At 72.7% G+C, this 17,116-nt stretch carries 14 protein-coding genes; 5 read left to right on the forward strand and 9 right to left on the reverse strand.

Annotation, left to right across the window (positions count from 1 at the left end):
- Positions 1-228 precede the first annotated feature (228 nt).
- The 5 genes from tkt (at position 229) to pgl (ending at position 7,166) form a co-directional block, all read left to right on the forward strand.
- On the forward strand, positions 229-2,391 hold the full coding sequence (gene tkt / locus NFS20_RS07625; protein WP_251151123.1) for a transketolase: 2,163 nt from the start codon (positions 229-231) through the stop codon (positions 2,389-2,391).
- 142 nt (positions 2,392-2,533) lie between these two features.
- Complete coding sequence (gene tal, locus NFS20_RS07630) at positions 2,534-3,676, forward strand: transaldolase (protein ID WP_251151124.1); 1,143 nt, start codon at positions 2,534-2,536, stop codon at positions 3,674-3,676.
- Between the two features lie 106 nt (positions 3,677-3,782).
- Entirely contained in the window at positions 3,783-5,324 is a 1,542-nt protein-coding gene (zwf, locus tag NFS20_RS07635) for a glucose-6-phosphate dehydrogenase (RefSeq protein ID WP_251151125.1), read from the forward strand.
- 115 nt (positions 5,325-5,439) lie between these two features.
- Entirely contained in the window at positions 5,440-6,357 is a 918-nt protein-coding gene (opcA, locus tag NFS20_RS07640; RefSeq protein WP_251151126.1) for a glucose-6-phosphate dehydrogenase assembly protein OpcA, read from the forward strand.
- Positions 6,354-7,166: a 6-phosphogluconolactonase gene (pgl, locus tag NFS20_RS07645; protein ID WP_251151127.1), complete on the forward strand. Its 813-nt coding sequence runs from the start codon at positions 6,354-6,356 to the stop codon at positions 7,164-7,166. Before opcA ends, pgl begins: the two co-directional genes overlap by 4 nt.
- Before the next feature lie 177 nt (positions 7,167-7,343).
- Here pgl and NFS20_RS07650 read toward each other — a convergent pair whose 3' ends face one another.
- The 9 genes from NFS20_RS07650 to uvrC all read right to left on the reverse strand — a co-directional run bounded on the left by NFS20_RS07650 (position 7,344) and on the right by uvrC (position 17,030).
- Positions 7,344-7,691, reverse strand: coding sequence for an RNA polymerase-binding protein RbpA (locus NFS20_RS07650; protein ID WP_251151128.1), 348 nt, complete (start codon positions 7,689-7,691; stop codon positions 7,344-7,346).
- A 96-nt stretch (positions 7,692-7,787) separates the two neighbouring features.
- Positions 7,788-8,030: a preprotein translocase subunit SecG gene (gene secG, locus NFS20_RS07655; protein ID WP_251151129.1), complete on the reverse strand. Its 243-nt coding sequence runs from the start codon at positions 8,028-8,030 to the stop codon at positions 7,788-7,790.
- 244 nt (positions 8,031-8,274) lie between these two features.
- Complete coding sequence (gene tpiA, locus NFS20_RS07660; RefSeq protein WP_251151130.1) at positions 8,275-9,066, reverse strand: triose-phosphate isomerase; 792 nt, start codon at positions 9,064-9,066, stop codon at positions 8,275-8,277.
- A 74-nt stretch (positions 9,067-9,140) separates the two neighbouring features.
- Positions 9,141-10,340 (reverse strand): phosphoglycerate kinase, encoded by a 1,200-nt coding sequence (locus NFS20_RS07665; protein ID WP_251151131.1) that lies wholly within the window; start codon positions 10,338-10,340, stop codon positions 9,141-9,143.
- 152 nt (positions 10,341-10,492) lie between these two features.
- Positions 10,493-11,497 carry a type I glyceraldehyde-3-phosphate dehydrogenase gene (gene gap / locus NFS20_RS07670; protein ID WP_251151132.1) on the reverse strand — a complete coding sequence of 335 codons (1,005 nt, stop codon included), beginning with the start codon at positions 11,495-11,497 and terminating at the stop codon, positions 10,493-10,495.
- A gap of 384 nt (positions 11,498-11,881) precedes the next feature.
- Positions 11,882-12,862, reverse strand: a complete 981-nt coding sequence (gene whiA, locus NFS20_RS07675) for a DNA-binding protein WhiA (protein WP_251151133.1) — start codon at positions 12,860-12,862, stop codon at positions 11,882-11,884.
- A 112-nt stretch (positions 12,863-12,974) separates the two neighbouring features.
- Positions 12,975-13,940, reverse strand: a complete 966-nt coding sequence (locus NFS20_RS07680) for a gluconeogenesis factor YvcK family protein (protein ID WP_251151134.1) — start codon at positions 13,938-13,940, stop codon at positions 12,975-12,977.
- Positions 13,941-13,947: 7 nt separating this feature from the next.
- A complete protein-coding gene (rapZ, locus tag NFS20_RS07685; RefSeq protein ID WP_251151135.1) occupies positions 13,948-14,886 on the reverse strand; it encodes an RNase adapter RapZ in 939 nt (312 codons plus the stop codon).
- A 20-nt stretch (positions 14,887-14,906) separates the two neighbouring features.
- Positions 14,907-17,030 (reverse strand): excinuclease ABC subunit UvrC, encoded by a 2,124-nt coding sequence (gene uvrC, locus NFS20_RS07690; RefSeq protein ID WP_251151136.1) that lies wholly within the window; start codon positions 17,028-17,030, stop codon positions 14,907-14,909.
- Positions 17,031-17,116 lie beyond the last annotated feature (86 nt).

Below are 17,116 nucleotides of genomic sequence, written 5' to 3' on the forward strand. Positions count from 1 at the left end.
CCGAAATCCACGACGTGAGCACCCACCGGGCGTGATCCCGGCACGTGTATAGGCTGGGTCACGCAACCGCGCTGCGCTGCACCGTGCCGTCGACAGTCTGACGAGCCGGTCGCGCCGTCCCTGCCGCGGCCCCGACCGAGGTCGGGGCGGACCGGCGGAGCAGGGCGACGGCTGCTTCGAGATGTCGCGAGGATCCGGGGCGCGCGCTCCGGACGGGAATGAGGTTCGGTGAACGCGTTGTCCCCTGCTCACACGCCCCTGGACTGGACGGACCTGGACGACCGGGCCGTCAAGGCGATCAAGGCGCTCGCCGCCGACGCCGTGGAGAAGGTCGGGAACGGCCACCCGGGCACGGCGATCTCGCTGGCACCCGCGGCCTACCTGCTGTTCCAGAAGGTCATGCGCCACGACCCGGCGGACTCCCACTGGGTCGGCCGCGACCGCTTCGTGCTGTCGGCGGGCCACTCGTCGCTCACGCTGTACCTGCAGCTGTTCCTCGCCGGCTACGGCCTGGAGATGGAGGACATCGCCGCGCTGCGCACGTGGGGGTCGAAGACCCCGGGCCACCCCGAGTACAAGCACACCAACGGCGTCGAGATCACGACCGGGCCGCTCGGCCAGGGTCTCGCGTCCGCCGTCGGCATGGCCTTCGCGTCCCGCCGCGAGCGCGGCCTGCTCGACCCGAACGCGGCGCCGGGCGAGTCGCCCTTCGACCACCACGTGTACGTCATCGCCTCCGACGGCGACCTGCAGGAGGGCGTGACGTCCGAGGCGTCCTCGCTCGCGGGCCACCAGCAGCTCGGCAACCTCGTGGTGATCTGGGACGACAACAAGATCTCGATCGAGGACGACACCGACATCGCCTTCACCGAGGACGTGCTCGCGCGCTACGAGGCCTACGGCTGGCACACCCAGCGCGTGGACTTCACGAACGGCGGCACGGGCTACGCCGAGGACGTCGACGCACTCTCCGCGGCCCTCGAGTCCGCGAGGGCGGAGACCGGCAAGCCCTCGATCATCGCGCTGCGCACGATCATCGGCTGGCCCTCGCCCACCAAGCAGAACACCGGCGGCATCCACGGCTCCGCGATGGGCGCCGACGAGGTCCGCGGCCTCAAGGTCGAGCTCGGCCTCGACCCCGAGGCGACGTTCGCGATCGACGACGACGTGCTCGCCCACACCCGGTCCGTCGCCGAGCGCCAGGGCGACCAGCGTGCAGCGTGGGACACCGCCTTCGAGGCCTGGAAGACGGCCAGCCCGTCGGGCGTCGAGCTGCTCGAGCGCCTCACGACGCGCACCCTGCCGGACGGCTGGGAGGACTCGCTCCCCGCGTTCGAGCCCGGCAAGGACATCGCGACCCGCGCGGCGTCGGGCAAGGTGCTCACCGCGCTCAAGGACGTGCTGCCGGAGCTGTGGGGCGGCTCGGCCGACCTCGCGGGCTCGAACAACACGACCATGGACGGCGAGCCGTCGTTCGTGCCCGTCGAGCACGCGACGAAGAAGTTCCCGGGCCACGAGTACGGCCGCACGCTGCACTTCGGCATCCGCGAGCACGCGATGGGCTCGATCCTCAACGGCATCGTCCTGCACGGCGGCACGCGCGCCTACGGCGGCACGTTCCTCACGTTCTCCGACTACATGCGCCCGGCCGTCCGTCTCGCCGCGCTCATGCAGATCCCGTCGACGTTCGTGTGGACGCACGACTCCATCGGCCTCGGCGAGGACGGACCGACGCACCAGCCGATCGAGCACCTCGCGGCGCTGCGCGCCATCCCCGGTCTCGACGTCGTGCGTCCGGCCGACGCCAACGAGGTCGCGTGGGCCTGGCGCACGATCCTCGAGACGACCGAGCGCCCCGCCGGTCTGATCCTCACGCGCCAGAACGTCCCGACGTTCCCGCGCGGCACGGACGGCTTCGCGGACGCCTCGGGCACCGCGCGCGGCGGCTACGTGCTCGTCGACGCCGAGGGCACGCCCGACGTCATCCTGCTCGGAACGGGCTCCGAGGTGCAGCTCGCCGTCGAGGCGCGCGAGCAGCTCGCGGCCGAGGGCGTGCAGGCACGCGTGGTCTCGCTGCCGAGCCGCGAGTGGTTCGACCTGCAGGACGACGCGTACCGCGAGTCGGTCCTGCCGGCCTCGGTCCGGGCTCGCGTCTCCGTCGAGGCGGGCGTGGCGCAGGGCTGGCGCGAGCTGGTCGGCGACGCCGGCCGCATCGTGAGCATCGAGCACTACGGTGCGTCGGCCGACTACAAGGTCATCTACCGCGAGTTCGGCATCACGGCCGAGGCCGTCGCGGCCGCCGCGCGCGAGTCGATCGGCGCGGCGCGCGGTGGCGACGCACCCGGCGGGCCCGCGAAGCCCGTCGAGGGCGGCACTGGCGACCTCGCCTGACCGACCGTAGATTCCGAGGTGGGGCCCCGGTCCCGGCGCCCCACCTCGGACCTGCGCCACGGGTCACGCGCCCGTGGCACCGCGCCGGGACGGACCGCCGGGGTCGACGAGGCCCCGTCGAGGTACCACGAGAGGACCCCTGATGACGCAGACCACCGTCCCCGGACCGATCGAGCAGCTCACGCAGGCGGGGGTGTCGATCTGGCTCGACGACCTCTCCCGCGAGCGCCTGCGCTCGGGCAACCTCGCTGACCTCGTCGCCACGCGCGGCGTCGTCGGCGTGACGACGAACCCCACGATCTTCGCCGCCGCCCTGTCGAAGGGCGACGCCTACGACGCGCAGCTCGCCGAGCTCGCGCCGGCCGGCACCGACGCCGCGGCCGTGGAGGCCGCCGTCGAGCGCATCACGACCGACGACGTGCGCGCGGCCGCAGACCTCCTGCGCCCGCTGTACGACGCCACCGACGGCGTCGACGGTCGCGTCTCGATCGAGGTCGACCCGCGGCTCGCGAACGAGGACGCCGCGGCCACGGTGGAGGTCGCCGAGCGCCTGTGGCGCACGATCGACCGGCCCAACGTCTTCATCAAGATCCCGGCGACCCTCCCGGGCCTCGAGGCGATCACGCAGACCCTCGCCCAGGGCATCAGCGTCAACGTCACGCTGATCTTCTCGCTCGAGCGCTACCGCGCTGTCATGGACGCGTTCGCGACGGGCCTGGAGCAGGCGCGCGCGGCAGGAATCGACCTCGGTCCGATCGGCTCGGTCGCGTCCTTCTTCGTCTCGCGCGTGGACACGGCGGTGGACGCCGCCCTGGAGAAGGTCGGCAGCCCGGAGGCGCTGGACCTGCGCGGCCAGGCCGCGGTCGCCAACGCACGCCTCGCGTTCGAGGCCTACGAGGAGTTCAGCGGCACGGACCGCTGGCGCTCGCTCGCCGCGGCCGGCGCCCGCCCGCAGCGCCCGCTCTGGGCGTCCACCGGCGTCAAGAACCCGGAGTACCGCGACACGATGTACGTCGACGAGCTCGTGACCGACGGCGTCGTGAACACCATGCCCGAGGGCACCCTCCAGGCGTTCGCGGACCACGGCGTCGTGACCGGCGACACGGTGACGGGCACGGCCGCCGCGGCCCGGCGCACGGTCGAGACGGTCGAGTCGTTCGGCGTCTCGCTCACCGAGGTGACCGCCCGCCTCGAGGCCGAGGGCGTGCGCAAGTTCGAGGACAGCTGGACCGAGCTCCTCGAGACCACCGCCGAGAACCTGCGCAAGGCCGCCGGCCAGGGCTGACGCCCGTCCCGGTCCGCGAGCAGCCCCACGGGCGTGCCGCGTCCCCTCCTAGGATCGCGGCACGCCTCAGACCTCTCCTCTCCTTCGAACGGAACGGTGCCACCAGGTGAGACCGGCCAAGATCACGGCAGAGCACAACCCCCTGCGCGACCCCCTCGACCTGCGACTGCCTCGCATCGCGGGCCCGTGCGGGCTCGTCATCTTCGGCGTGACGGGTGACCTCGCGCGCAAGAAGCTCATGCCCGCGGTGTACGACCTCGCGAACCGCGGCCTCCTCCCCCCGGGCTTCGCCCTCACCGGTTTCGCGCGCCGCGACTGGGAGGACCAGGACTTCGCCCAGGTCGTCCACGACGCGGTCAAGGAGCACGCGCGCACCCCGTTCCGCGAGGCGACGTGGCGCCAGCTCGCGGAGGGCATCCGCTTCGTGCAGGGCTCGTTCGACGACGACGACGCGTTCGAGCGCCTGCGCGAGACCGTCGAGACGCTCGACGCGGAGCGCGGCACGGGCGGCAACCACGCCTTCTACCTCTCGGTCCCCCCGGGCGCGTTCCCGGTCGTCTGCCGCCAGCTCGCCGAGTCCGGTCTCTCGCGCTCCGAGGGCGACGCCTGGCGCCGGGTGGTCATCGAGAAGCCGTTCGGGCACGACCTGGAGAGCGCGCGCGAGCTCGACGCGGTCGTCTCCGAGGTCTTCCCGCCGGACTCCGTCTTCCGCATCGACCACTACCTCGGCAAGGAGACGGTCCAGAACCTCCTCGCCCTGCGTTTCGCGAACCAGATGTTCGAGCCGATCTGGAACGCGCACTACGTCGACCACGTGCAGATCACCATGGCCGAGGACATCGGCATCGGCGGTCGCGCGGGCTACTACGACGGCATCGGCGCCGCGCGGGACGTCATCCAGAACCACCTGCTGCAGCTCCTCGCGCTCGTCGCCATGGAGGAGCCCGTCTCGTTCGACGCCCCCTCGCTGCGTGCCGAGAAGATCAAGGCGCTGTCGTCCGTCCGGCTGCCGCGCGAGCTGTCGCGGCACACCGCGCGGGGCCAGTACGCCGCCGGTCTGCAGGGCGGCGAGGAGGTCATCGGCTTCCTCGACGAGGACGGCATCTCCCCCGACTCCAAGACCGAGACCTACGCCGCGGTCCGCGTCGACATCGACAACCGCCGCTGGGCCGGCGTGCCGTTCTACCTGCGCACCGGCAAGCGCCTCGGGCGCCGCGTGACCGAGGTCGCGGTCGTGTTCAAGAAGGCGCCGCACCTGCCGTTCGAGACGTCGCAGGCGTCCGACCTCGGCAACAACGCCCTCGTCATCCGCGTGCAGCCCGACGAGGGCGTGACGATGCGCTTCGGCGCCAAGGTCCCCGGGACGGCGATGGAGGTCCGCGACGTCACGATGGACTTCGGCTACGGCCACGCCTTCACGGAGTCCTCCCCCGAGGCCTACGAACGCCTGATCCTCGACGTCCTGCTCGGCGACCCGCCGCTGTTCCCCACGCGCGAGGAGGTCGAGCTGTCGTGGAAGATCCTCGACCCGATCACCGCGCACTGGGCCGCGAAGGGCAGGCCCGAGCAGTACCGCTCCGGCACCTGGGGCCCCGCGTCCGCCGACGAGATGCTCGCACGCGACGGCCGCTCGTGGCGGCGCCCGTGAGCCCCCGCAGCCGCTCGCGCCACCCCGCCGACCGCGCCGACCGCGCCGCCGGACGGCACCGACCCGCGCGTCACCCGGCGCGCACCGCCAGCACGCGACCGGGGAGGACCCCGCGATGATCATCGACCTGCCCGACACCACGACGAACGCGGTGAACAAGCGCCTCGTGCGCCTCCGGGACGAGGGCGGCGCGATCGCCCTCGGTCGTGTCCTGACCCTCGTCGTCATCGCGCGCGAGTCCGACGTGGAGACGTCGATCGAGGCCGCGAACGACGCGAGCCGTGAGCACCCCTGCCGGGTCGTGGTCGTGGCTCCCGCGACGCGCGGCAGCAGCGCGCGTCTCGACGCCCAGATCCGCGTCGGCGGGGACGCCGGCGCGTCGGAGGTCGTCGTGCTGCGCACCTCCGGTCCGCTGCACGAGCACGCCGACACCCTCGTCATGCCGCTGCTCCTGCCCGACGCACCGATCGTCGTGTGGTGGCCCGGCGAGCCGCCGGCCTCGCCCGACGACGACCCCGTCGGCGCGATGGCGCAGCGCCGCATCACCGACTCGATCACGGCGAAGGACCCCGCGGCCACGCTCGCGGCGCTCGCGACCACCTACGGCCCCGGCGACTCGGACCTGGCCTGGGCGCGCGTCACGCTGTGGCGCGGGCTCATCGCCGCCGCGCTCGACCAGCCGCCGTACGACCCCGTGACGAGCGTGACCGTCGAGGGGCAGGCGAAGCACACGTCGCTCGACCTGCTCGCCGCGTGGCTCGGTCAGCGCCTGCGCTGCCCCGCGGAGGTCGTGCGACGCCGGGGCGCCGAGGCGATCACGCGCGTGACGCTCGAGCGCAAGAGCGGTCCCGTCGTCCTCGACCGGCCCGACGGCCGCACCGTCACGATCAGCCAGCCCGGCAAGCCGGACCGCCGGGTCGCCCTGCCGATCCGCACGCTCAGCGAGGCCCTCATCGAGGAGCTGCGACGCCTCGACCCCGACGAGATCTACGGCGAGGTGCTGACCAAGGGGCTCACCAAGGTGGGCGCGTGAGCGGCGACGGCACCGTGACCCACGGGACTGCCCACGCCTCGCACGCACGCCTCGTCGTCGTGCACCCGGACGGCACCGTCCTCGCCGAGGCCGTCGCCTCGCGCCTCGTGACGCGTCTCCTCGACGTGCAGTCGACGCGCCGCCCCGTGCACGTCGTCCTGACGGGCGGGACGGTCGGGATCGCGAGCCTCGCGGCCCTCGCGCGCCACCCGGCGCGCGACGCCGTCGACTGGTCCGGCGTGCACCTGTGGTGGGGGGACGAGCGCTTCCTCGCGTCCGGAGACCCGGACCGCAACGAGACGCAGGCCCGGGACGCGCTCCTCGCCCACCTCCCGCACCTCCCCGCGGAGAACGTGCACCCGATGCCGGCGGCCGACGTCGTCGCGACGCTGGAGGACTCCGCGGCGCGGTACGCGGAAGAGCTCGCCGCGCACGCCGTCGGCGGCTCGGCCGTCCCGGAGTTCGACGTCCTGCTCCTCGGGATGGGACCGGACGGTCACGTCGCCTCGTTGTTCCCCGGCCACCCCGGCCTGGACGTGTCAGGGGTGCCGACGGCGGGTGTGCACGGGTCGCCGAAGCCTCCGCCGGAGCGCGTGACCCTGACGTTCGAGGCCCTCACGGCCGCGCGCCAGGTGTGGGTCGTCGCGGCGGGCGCGGAGAAGGCGCCGGCAGTGGCGTCGGCGCTCGGCGGCGCAGACCGGCACGACACCCCCGCTGCCGCCGTCGCGGGGACCGAGCGCACGCTCTGGCTCGTCGACGTCGCGGCAGCCGGGACCGGCGACGCGGCCGAGGTCAGCGCGAAGGGCTAGACCCGGTCCGTCCGTGTGCGCGGCGTGGGACGACGCACCTCCCGGCCACGCACCCCACGACGACGGCCCGCCTCCCCACGCTCGGCGTGGAGGGGCGGGCCGTCCCGTTCGGGTCTCCTCGGGGGACGCCTGCGTCCCGCGACCCGGTGACGCGTGACGCGGAGCCTGCAGGTGTTCTCAGCGTCCGCGGCGGGCGCGCAGCGCGGCCAGGGCCTCGTCGAGGATCGCGACGCCGTCCTCGTCGGAGCGCCGCTCCTTCACGTACGCGAGGTGCGTCTTGTAGGGCTCGTTGCGCACCGGGACCGGCGGATTCTCGGGGTCCTGGCCGGCGGGGAAGCCGCACCGCGGGCAGTCCCAGGTCTCGGGCGCCTGGATGTCGGCCTCCGACGAGAAGCTGGGCCGGGTCTCGTGGCCGTTGGCGCACCAGTACGAGACCCCGAACCGGGGAGCCATGTCGCCGCGCTCGGACTCGCCGAGCGGTCCGGCCCCCACCCGCGACCCGCGGATCGCGCTACCACCTGCCACGTCTACTCCCCCGTCATGCGTGCCACCGTCGGCACCCGGTCGTTGCAGGCGGAGCACCTCGCCCCGCCCGACGCCGCCCCGTCCAGGGCGGCGTGGTCAGCTCACCTTCTGGATCAGACCCAGCAGGACGATGACGACGGCCCAGACGAGCGCGAAGGTCACCGTGATGCGGTTGAGGTTGCGCTCGGCGACGCCGGAGCTGCCCACGGAGCTCGAGATCCCGCCGCCGAACATGTCGGAGAGGCCGCCGCCCTTTCCCTTGTGCATGAGCACGAGCAGGGTGAGGAAGCCGCTGGTGAGAACCAGCAGGATCTGGAGGATGATGCGCAGCACGTCCACGAGTACGTCCTTGAGGCTCAGGGCCGGCTCGACGAGGTCGAGGGCGACCGCACGGTTGTCGTGCGCAGGCCGTGGCCTGCCGCACAGGGGACAAGAGTAGGCGACGCAAGGCCACCACGGCCAACCTCCGCCGAGGCGTCTCGCGTGCTGGCCACCGCGGCCCGTCCGCGCGAGGCGGACGCGGACGCGAGGCGGGGCACCGCGGTCCCCGGTCGCACGAGCGACCGGGGACCGCGGGCACGGGTCACGCGGTCGCGTGCGCCTGGTAGCGGGCGATCTTCGCGAACTCCTCGGGGTCGAGGCTCGCGCCGCCGACGAGCGCGCCGTCGACGTCGGGCTGCGCCATGATCGCCGCGACGTTCGACGACTTCACGGACCCGCCGTAGAGGACGCGCGTCGCGGCGGCGACGTCACCGTCGTAGAGGTCGCCGAGGGCACCACGGATCGCGCCGCAGACCTCCTGCGCGTCCTCGGGCGTCGCGACCTCGCCGGTGCCGATGGCCCAGACGGGCTCGTAGGCGATGACGAGGTCGGCGATCTGCGCCGCCGGGAGACCCGCCAGCGCACCCTCGACCTGCGCGAGCGTGTAGGCGATCTGCTCGCCCGCCTTGCGGACCTCGAGGCCCTCGCCCACGCAGAGGATCGGCGCGAGGCCCTGGCCGACGGCCGCGACGATCTTCTCGTTCACGAGCGCGTCCGACTCGCCGTGGTACTGGCGGCGCTCGGAGTGCCCGATCACGACGTAGGAGACACCGAGCTTCGAGAGCATCGACGCGGAGATCTCGCCGGTGTACGCGCCCTCGGCGTGCGCCGAGACGTCCTGGGCGCCGTACTTCAGCTCGAGCTTGTCGGCGTCGACCAGTGTCTGCACGGAGCGCAGGTCCGTGAAGGGCGGGAGCACGGCGACCTCGACGGCCGCGTAGTCGTGCTTGGCGTCCTTGAGGGTCCACGCCAGCTTCTGCACGGTGTGCGTCGCCTGGTGGTGGTCCAGGTTCATCTTCCAGTTGCCCGCCATGAGCGGGGTGCGGTTCGCCACGATCGTCTTCTCTCGTCGTGACGCGCGGCCCCGGTCCCCCAGGGCCGCGCGTCGGGGATGTACTAGGGCGGGGTTCAGGCCTCGAGGACCGAGATCCCCGGCAGCTCCTTGCCCTCGAGGAACTCGAGGCTCGCGCCGCCACCGGTCGAGATGTGGCTGAAGCCGGCCTCGTCGAACCCGAGCGTGCGCACGGCCGCGGCGGAGTCGCCGCCGCCGACGATCGTGAACGCTCCCTGGGTGGTCGCGTCGACGAGCGCCTGCGCGACGGCACGCGTGCCGCCGGCGAACGCGTCGAACTCGAAGACGCCCATCGGGCCGTTCCACACGACCGTCTTCGCGTCGACGATCTTGCTCGCGAACAGCTCGCCCGAGGCGGGACCGATGTCGAGCCCGATCTTGTCAGCGGGGATCGCGTCGGCGGCGACGACCTCGTGCGGCGAGTCGGCCGCGAACGCGTCCGCCACGACGATGTCGGTCGGCAGGACGATCTCGACGCCGTTCTTCTCGGCGTCGGCGAGGTAGCCCTTGACCGTCTCGATCTGGTCCGCCTCGAGCAGCGACTTGCCGACCTGGTGGCCCTGCGCCGCGAGGAACGTGAACACCATGCCGCCGCCGATGAGGAGCCGGTCGGCCTTCGTGAGCAGGTTCGCGATGACCCCGAGCTTGTCGGAGACCTTCGAGCCGCCGAGCACGACGGCGTACGGCCGCTGCGGGTCCTCGGTAGCGCGCTTGAGGGAGTCGACCTCCTTGAGCACGAGCTGGCCGACGGCGGCGGGCAGCACCTGCGCGACGTCGTAGACCGACGCCTGCTTGCGGTGCACGACGCCGAAGCCGTCGGACACGAACGCGTCGGCGAGGCCCGCGAGGTCGTTCGCGAGGGACCGGCGCTCGGCCTCGTCCTTGGAGGTCTCGCGCGCGTCGAAGCGGATGTTCTCGAGCAGCGCGACCTCGCCCTCGCCGAGACCGGCGACGGTCTCCTGCGCCGACGGGCCGACGACGTCCTCCGCGAGGTGCACCGGCACCCCGAGCAGCTCGCCGAGACGGGCCGCGACGGGTGCGAGCGAGTACTTGGCGTCCGGCTCGCCCTTGGGGCGGCCGAGGTGCGCCGTGACGACCACCTTCGCGCCGGCGTCGGTGAGCCTCTTCAGCGTCGGGAGCGCCGCACGGATGCGGCCGTCGTCCGTGATGGTCGTCCCGTCGAGCGGGACGTTGAAGTCGGAGCGGACCAGCACGCGCTTGCCGCGCAGGTCGCCCAGGTCGTCGATGGTCTTCATGCGGTCTCCTACGGTTCGGTCGCCGTCGTGCGGCGCGCGGCTCGGCCGGCGCGGCCCGCACATGAGGACGTCCGCGTGCGCGTCACCGGCCGTGGCCGGGACGCGCACGCGGACGCATGGTGCTCAGGGCTGGCGCTACGGGAGCGGCAGGGTCAGAGCTTGTCGCCGACCAGCTGGGTCAGCGCGACGAGGCTGTTCGAGTAGCCCCACTCGTTGTCGTACCAGGAGACGACCTTGACCTGGTCGCCGATCACCTTGGTGAGCTTCGAGTCGAAGATGCTCTGGTGCGGGTCCGTGACGATGTCGCTCGAGACGATCTCGTCCTCGACGTAGGACAGGACGCCCTTGAGGGGACCCTCGGCGGCAGCCTTGACCGCGGCGTTGACCTCCTCGACCGTGACCTCCTTGGAGGCGGTGAAGGTGAGGTCCGTGGCCGAGCCGGTGATCGTCGGCACGCGGAGCGCGAAGCCGTCGAGCTTGCCCTTGAGCTCGGGGAGCACGAGGGAGACGGCCTTGGCGGCACCCGTCGAGGTGGGGACGATGTTCTGCGCGGCGGCGCGGGCGCGACGCAGGTCGCGGTGCGGGCCGTCCTGCAGGTTCTGGTCACCCGTGTAGGCGTGGATCGTGGTCATGAGACCACGCTCGATGCCGATCGAGTCGTTGAGCGCCTTCGCGAGCGGGGCGAGGCAGTTCGTGGTGCACGACGCGTTCGAGATGATGTGGTGCGCGGCCGGGTCGTACTGATCCGAGTTCACGCCGACGACGAACGTCGCGTCCTCGTTCTTCGCCGGGGCGGAGATGATGACCTTCTTGGCGCCGCCGTCGATGTGCGCCTTGGCCTTCGTCGCGTCGGTGAAGAAGCCGGTCGACTCGATGACGATGTCGGCGCCCAGCTCACCCCAGGGGAGGTTGGCGGGGTCGCGCTCCGCGAGCGCACGGATCTTCTTGCCGTCGACGATGATGTTCTCGTCGTCGAAGTCCACGCTCAGGGGGAAACGGCCGAGGACCGTGTCGTACTTGAGCAGGTGCGCGAGCGTCTTGTTGTCGGTGAGGTCGTTGACACCGACGATCTCGATGTCAGCCCCCGACGCCACGATGGCGCGGTAGAAGTTCCGTCCGATACGACCGAAGCCGTTGATACCGACGCGGATGGTCACAATGCCCTCCTCAGGGCGCGCCGGGTGTACCGACGCACACGGTTGATGCCGAACGATCACGTACGACGGCGTACGCAGGTGGTGATCACGCCCGTGCTCGCTGCCCGATCATCGGCTCAGCACCCGTCGTGCTCGCGGGATCGTCACGGCGACAGCCGGGACCACCCACGCCCACGAGGGGTGTCAGCGAAGGAGCACGTCGTTGTCACCTGACGTACCCGAGCCTATACCAACACCTCTCCATCGTGTGACCTGGATCCCACGCTTCGGGACCATGGTCCCGAAGGTGCGTGCCGTCCACGGTGCCACGTGTCGCGGGGCGCGCAACAGGGACCGGTCCCGCGCGCGTCCGGCCGGTCCCGTCAGCACCGAGGCGGGATTCCGTCACAGGTCGAGCAGCTCGGGGCTCAGTCCGGCCTCGGTGTCAGGGATCCCCAGCTCTGCCGCCCTCTTGTCCGCGGTCGAGAGCAGCCGGCGGATGCGGCCCGCGACGGCGTCCTTGGTCAGCGGCGGGTCGGCGAGCTGTCCGAGCTCCTCGAGGGACGCCTGCTTGTGCGCCAGGCGCAGCTCGCCCGCCTCGCGCAGGTGGTCGGGAAGGTCGGGACCGAGGATCTCGAAGGCCCGCTCGACACGAGCGCCCGCCGCCACGGCGGCCCGTGCGGAGCGACGCAGGTTCGCGTCGTCGAAGTTCGCGAGCCGGTTCGCCGTGCCGCGGACCTCCCGCCGGGTGCGCCGCTCCTCCCAGACGAGGACCGCGTCGTGCGCCCCGAGCCGCGTGAGGAGCGCGCTGATCGCGTCGCCGTCGCGGATGACCACCCGGTCGATGCCACGAACCTCGCGCGACTTCGCGGAGATCCCGAGGCGTCGTGCCGCGCCCACGAGCGCGAGCGCGGCCTCGGGTCCGGGGCAGGTCACCTCGAGCGCGGACGAACGTCCCGGCTCCGTCAGCGAGCCGTGCGCGAGGAACGCCCCGCGCCACGCCGCCTCGGACTCCTCGACCCCGCCCGAGACGACCTGCGGCGGGAGGCCGCGCACGGGGCGTCCGCGCTGGTCCAGGAGCCCGGTCTGGCGGGCGAGCGACTCGCCGTCCCGCACGACGCGCACCACGTAGCGGCTGCTCTTGCGCAGGCCGCCCGCCGAGACGACGATCAGCTCGCTCGTGTGCCCGTAGACGTCCGCGATGGTCTCGCGCAGGCGCCGGGCGGCGATCGCGGTGTCCAGCTCGGCCTCGATGACGATGCGACCGGAGATGAGGTGCAGGCCCCCGGAGAAGCGGAGCATCGCCGAGACCTCCGCCTTGCGGCAGGAGGTCTTGTCCACCCGCACTCGTGCCAGCTCGTCCTTCACCTGTGCCGTGAGCGCCATGGCGACATCCTGCCATCGATCGACGGGCCGGGCGGTCGGTCCGAGCGGCACCGTGCCCCGCCGCGAGCACCGGCACGGCCCCCGTCGCGCGCCCTGCGGACCGAGGACCGGATCAGCGCGTGCGCGTCCCGACGTCGCCGAGGAAGTCGTCGAAGACGTCGCGGTAAGCCGCCGCGAGACGCAGGGCGTCGTGGCGTGCGGTGCCGTCACCGAGCGCCACCTGGCGCAGCAGGAGACGTGCTCCCATCCGCTGGGCCGCCTCGGCGAGCTGCTCCGTGTCCTCGACCGCGGTCGGGTCCGCGACGACGGCGTCGATGAGGAGCCCGGGCGCGTGCTTGTGCAGCGCCTCGAGGTGGTCGGTCGCCGACAGACCGTACGTCTCGCCGGTCTCGCTCGACAGGTTGAGCGTCACGCAGCGACGCGCGCTCGTCTCGTGCAGCGCGGCGGCCAGCTCGGGGACCAGCAGGTGCGGCATGACGGAGGAGAACCACGACCCGGGACCGAGGACGACCCAGTCCGCGTCCCGCACGGCGGCGACCGCCTCGGGGCAGGCCGGCGGGTCGGGCGGCACGAGCCGCAGCTGCTCGATGCGGCCGTGGGTCACCGCGACCTCGCTCTGACCGACGACGGTCTCGAGCCCGTTCCCCGTCCGTACGTCCGCCTCGATCCCCAGCGGCACCGCCGCCATGGGGAGCACGCGACCGCGGGCCCCGAGCAGGCGTCCGACCCAGTCGAGCCCGGCGACCGGGTCGTCGAGGAGCTCCCACAGCGCGACGATGAGCAGGTTCCCCACGGCGTGGTTGTCGAGGTCGCCCTCGGACGTGAACCGGTGCTGCAGGAGCGCGCTCCACGTGCGACCCCACTCGGAGTCGTCGCACAGCGCCGCGAGCGCCATGCGCAGGTCTCCGGGGGGCAGCACGCCGAGCTCCGCCCGCAGCCGCCCGGACGACCCGCCGTCGTCGGCCACGGTGACGACGGCGGTGAGCCGGTCGGACATGAGCCGCAGCGCCGACAGGCTCGCGGACAGCCCGTGCCCGCCGCCGAGCGCGACGACCGCCGGGGACCTCCTCGTGACCACGTCCGGCTCACTCCTTCCCGAGGTCGCGTGCCGTGACGGTCACGCGCTGGCCCTGTGCGCGCAGGCGCGTGGCGATGGCCTCGCTGATCGCGACGGAACGGTGCTTCCCGCCCGTGCACCCGACGGCGATCGTGACGTACCGCTTCTCCTCGCCGAGGTAGCCCGCGAGGACCGGCTCGAGGGCGCTGACGTAACGGTCCACGAACTCGATCGCACCCGGCCGACCGAGGACGTAGTCACGCACCGGGAGGTCCCGGCCAGTGAGGTGGCGCAGCTCGGTGATCCAGTACGGGTTCGCGAGGAAGCGCACGTCGACCACGTGGTCCGCGTCGAGGGGCAGGCCGTACTTGAAGCCGAACGACACGACGTTGATCCGCAGGGTGTCGGGCGTGCCGTCGGCGACGGCGGACCGCACCTCGCGTGCGAGGTCGTGCACGTTGAGCTCGGACGTGTCGATGACGACGTCGGCGCGCTCCTCGAGGCTCGCGAGCAGGCGTCGCTCCTCCCCGAGACCGTCGAGGATGCGGCCCTCCCCCTGCAGCGGGTGCGGGCGGCGCACCTGCTCGTACCGGCGGACGAGGACCTCGTCCGAGGCGTCGAGGAACAGGATGCGGTAGAAGACGCCGTTCTGGCGCAGGTGGTCGAGGACCTCCACCAGGTCGGTGAAGAACTCTCGACCGCGCACGTCCACGACGGCGCCGATGCGCTCGAGCGTCGACCCGGAACGGGTCATGAGGTCGACGAGCGGCACGATCATGCGCGGCGGCAGGTTGTCGACGACGTACCAGTCGAGGTCCTCGAGGACCGCGGCGGCGCGCGAGCGCCCCGCGCCGGACATGCCGGTGATGATGAGCACCTCCGGCGCGCGGCGCTCGGGCGCGTGCGTGGCCGCCTCGATCGCCGGGATGCCGCTCGGGACCGTGGTCGGGGAGGGTTCCGGTCTCATGGTCCCAGCATGCCAGCCGGTCACGGCCGGACGGTGGCTGCGTCCGTGACCGGTGTGTCCGTGGCCGCCCCCGGCGCGGAGGTCGTGCCGCCGTCCGCGAGCGCGGCGACGACGGCCTGCGCGGTGCGCGCTCCCATCCCCGGGACCGTCGCGATCTCCTCGGCGCTCGCCGCGCGCAGCCGCTTGACCGAGCCGAAGTGCTTGAGGAGCGCGGCCTTGCGCGCCGGCCCGAGGCCGGGGACGTCGTCGAGCGCCGAGGCCGTCATGCCCTTGCTGCGCTTCCTGCGGTGCTGGCTGATCGCGAACCGGTGCGCCTCGTCGCGGACGCGCTGCAGCAGGTACAGGCCCTCTGACGAGCGCTGCAGGATCACCGGGTAGTCCTCGCCCGGGAGCCAGACCTCCTCGAGGCGCTTCGCCAGGCCGCACAGCGCGACGTCGTCGACTCCCAGCTCGGCGAGCGCGCGGGCGGCCGCCGCGACCTGGGGCGGGCCGCCGTCGACCACGACGAGGTTCGGGGGGTAGGCGAAGCGCGCACGACGGTCCGTCGGGGTCTCGGGATCGACCTCGCCGCTGCGCGGCACGTACCCGGCGACGGCTGCCGCGCGCTCCGCCTCGCGGTCCGCGGCGTCGGCCCCACCGCCGACCTCGTCGGCCTCGAGGTCCATCTCGACCTCTCCCGAGTGGGAGCGGTCCGCGACGTACCGCTTGAACCGGCGCGAGATGACCTCGTGCATCGCGGCGGTGTCGTCGCGTGCGCCGTCGCCCTCCGGCCCGCGGATCGTGAAGTGGCGGTACTCGCTCTTGCGGGCGAGCCCGTCCTCGAAGACGACCATGGACGCGACCTGGTAGGTGCCCTGGTTGTGCGAGACGTCGTAGCACTCGATCCGCAGGGGTGCCGTGTCGAGGTCGAGCGCCTCCTGGATCTCGCGCAGCGCAAGGCTGCGCGTCGTGAGGTCGCCCGCGCGGCGCGTGCGGTGCAACGCGAGCGCGTGCTCGGCGTTGGTCCGGACGGTCGCGGCAAGCTCCTTCTTGTCCCCGCGCTGCGGGACGCGCACGTCGACGCGGGCGCCGCGCAGGCCGGTCAACCACGTGGTCACCTGGTCGGTGTCGGGCGGCAGGACGGGGACGAGCACCTCGCGCGGCACGACGTCGCGGGCACCGCCGCGCGCACCCGCCCCGGTGCGTGCGTCGACCGCCGCAGCCTCCTCCGCCGCGCCGTAGACCTGCTGCAGGAGGTGCTCGACGAGCTCGGCGTCCGTGACGTCCTCGACCTTCTCGACGATCCAGCCGCGCTGACCACGGATGCGACCACCGCGGACGTGGAACACCTGGACCGCGGCCTCGAGCTCGTCGCCCGCGAGCGCGAACACGTCGGCGTCCGTCGCGTCGCCGAGCACGACGGCGTTCTTCTCCGTGGCCCGCTGGAGCGCCCCCAGGTCGTCGCGCAGGCGCGCCGCGGCCTCGTACTCCATCGCAGCCGCGGCCTCGCGCATCTTGCGCTCGAGGCGCTTCACGAACCGCTGCGTGTCCCCCGCCATGAAGTCGCAGAAGTCCTCCGCGAGGGCCTTGTGGTCCTCGGGGGTGATGCGCCCGACGCACGGGGCGGAGCACTTGTCGATGTAGCCCAGCAGGCACGGCCGGCCCGTCTGGTGCGCACGCTTGAAGACGCCCGCGGAGCACGTGCGCACGGGGAAGACGCGCAGCAACAGGTCGAGCGTCTCGCGGATCGCCCACGCGTGGCCGTACGGACCGAAGTACCGCGTACCGGGACGCTTGGCGCCGCGCATGACCTGCGCGCGCGGGAACTCCTCGCCCATCGTCACCGCGAGGTACGGGTAGGACTTGTCGTCGCGGTACTTGACGTTGAACCGCGGGTCGAACTCCTTGATCCACGTGTACTCGAGCGCGAGCGCCTCGACCTCGGTCCCGACGACGGTCCACTCGACGGACGCCGCCGTGGTCACCATCGTCTGGGTGCGGTGGTGCAGGTTCGCGACGTCCTGGAAGTAGCTCGACAGGCGTGCCCGCAGGTTCTTCGCCTTGCCGACGTAGATGACGCGGCCGTGCTCGTCCCGGAACCGGTAGACCCCGGGCGAGGTCGGGATCTCCCCCGGCGCAGGGCGGTACGTCGCGGGGTCAGCCATGGTCTCCAGCCTAGGTCAGCGCACCGACAGGAGGTCGCCGGTGGGGTTCGGTCGGTCACGAGCCGATGTGAGCCGGGTCACCGGCC

It is taken from the genome of Cellulosimicrobium sp. Marseille-Q4280 (genome assembly GCF_943181405.1).
In the GTDB taxonomy this organism is placed as follows: Bacteria; Actinomycetota; Actinomycetes; order Actinomycetales; family Cellulomonadaceae; genus Cellulosimicrobium.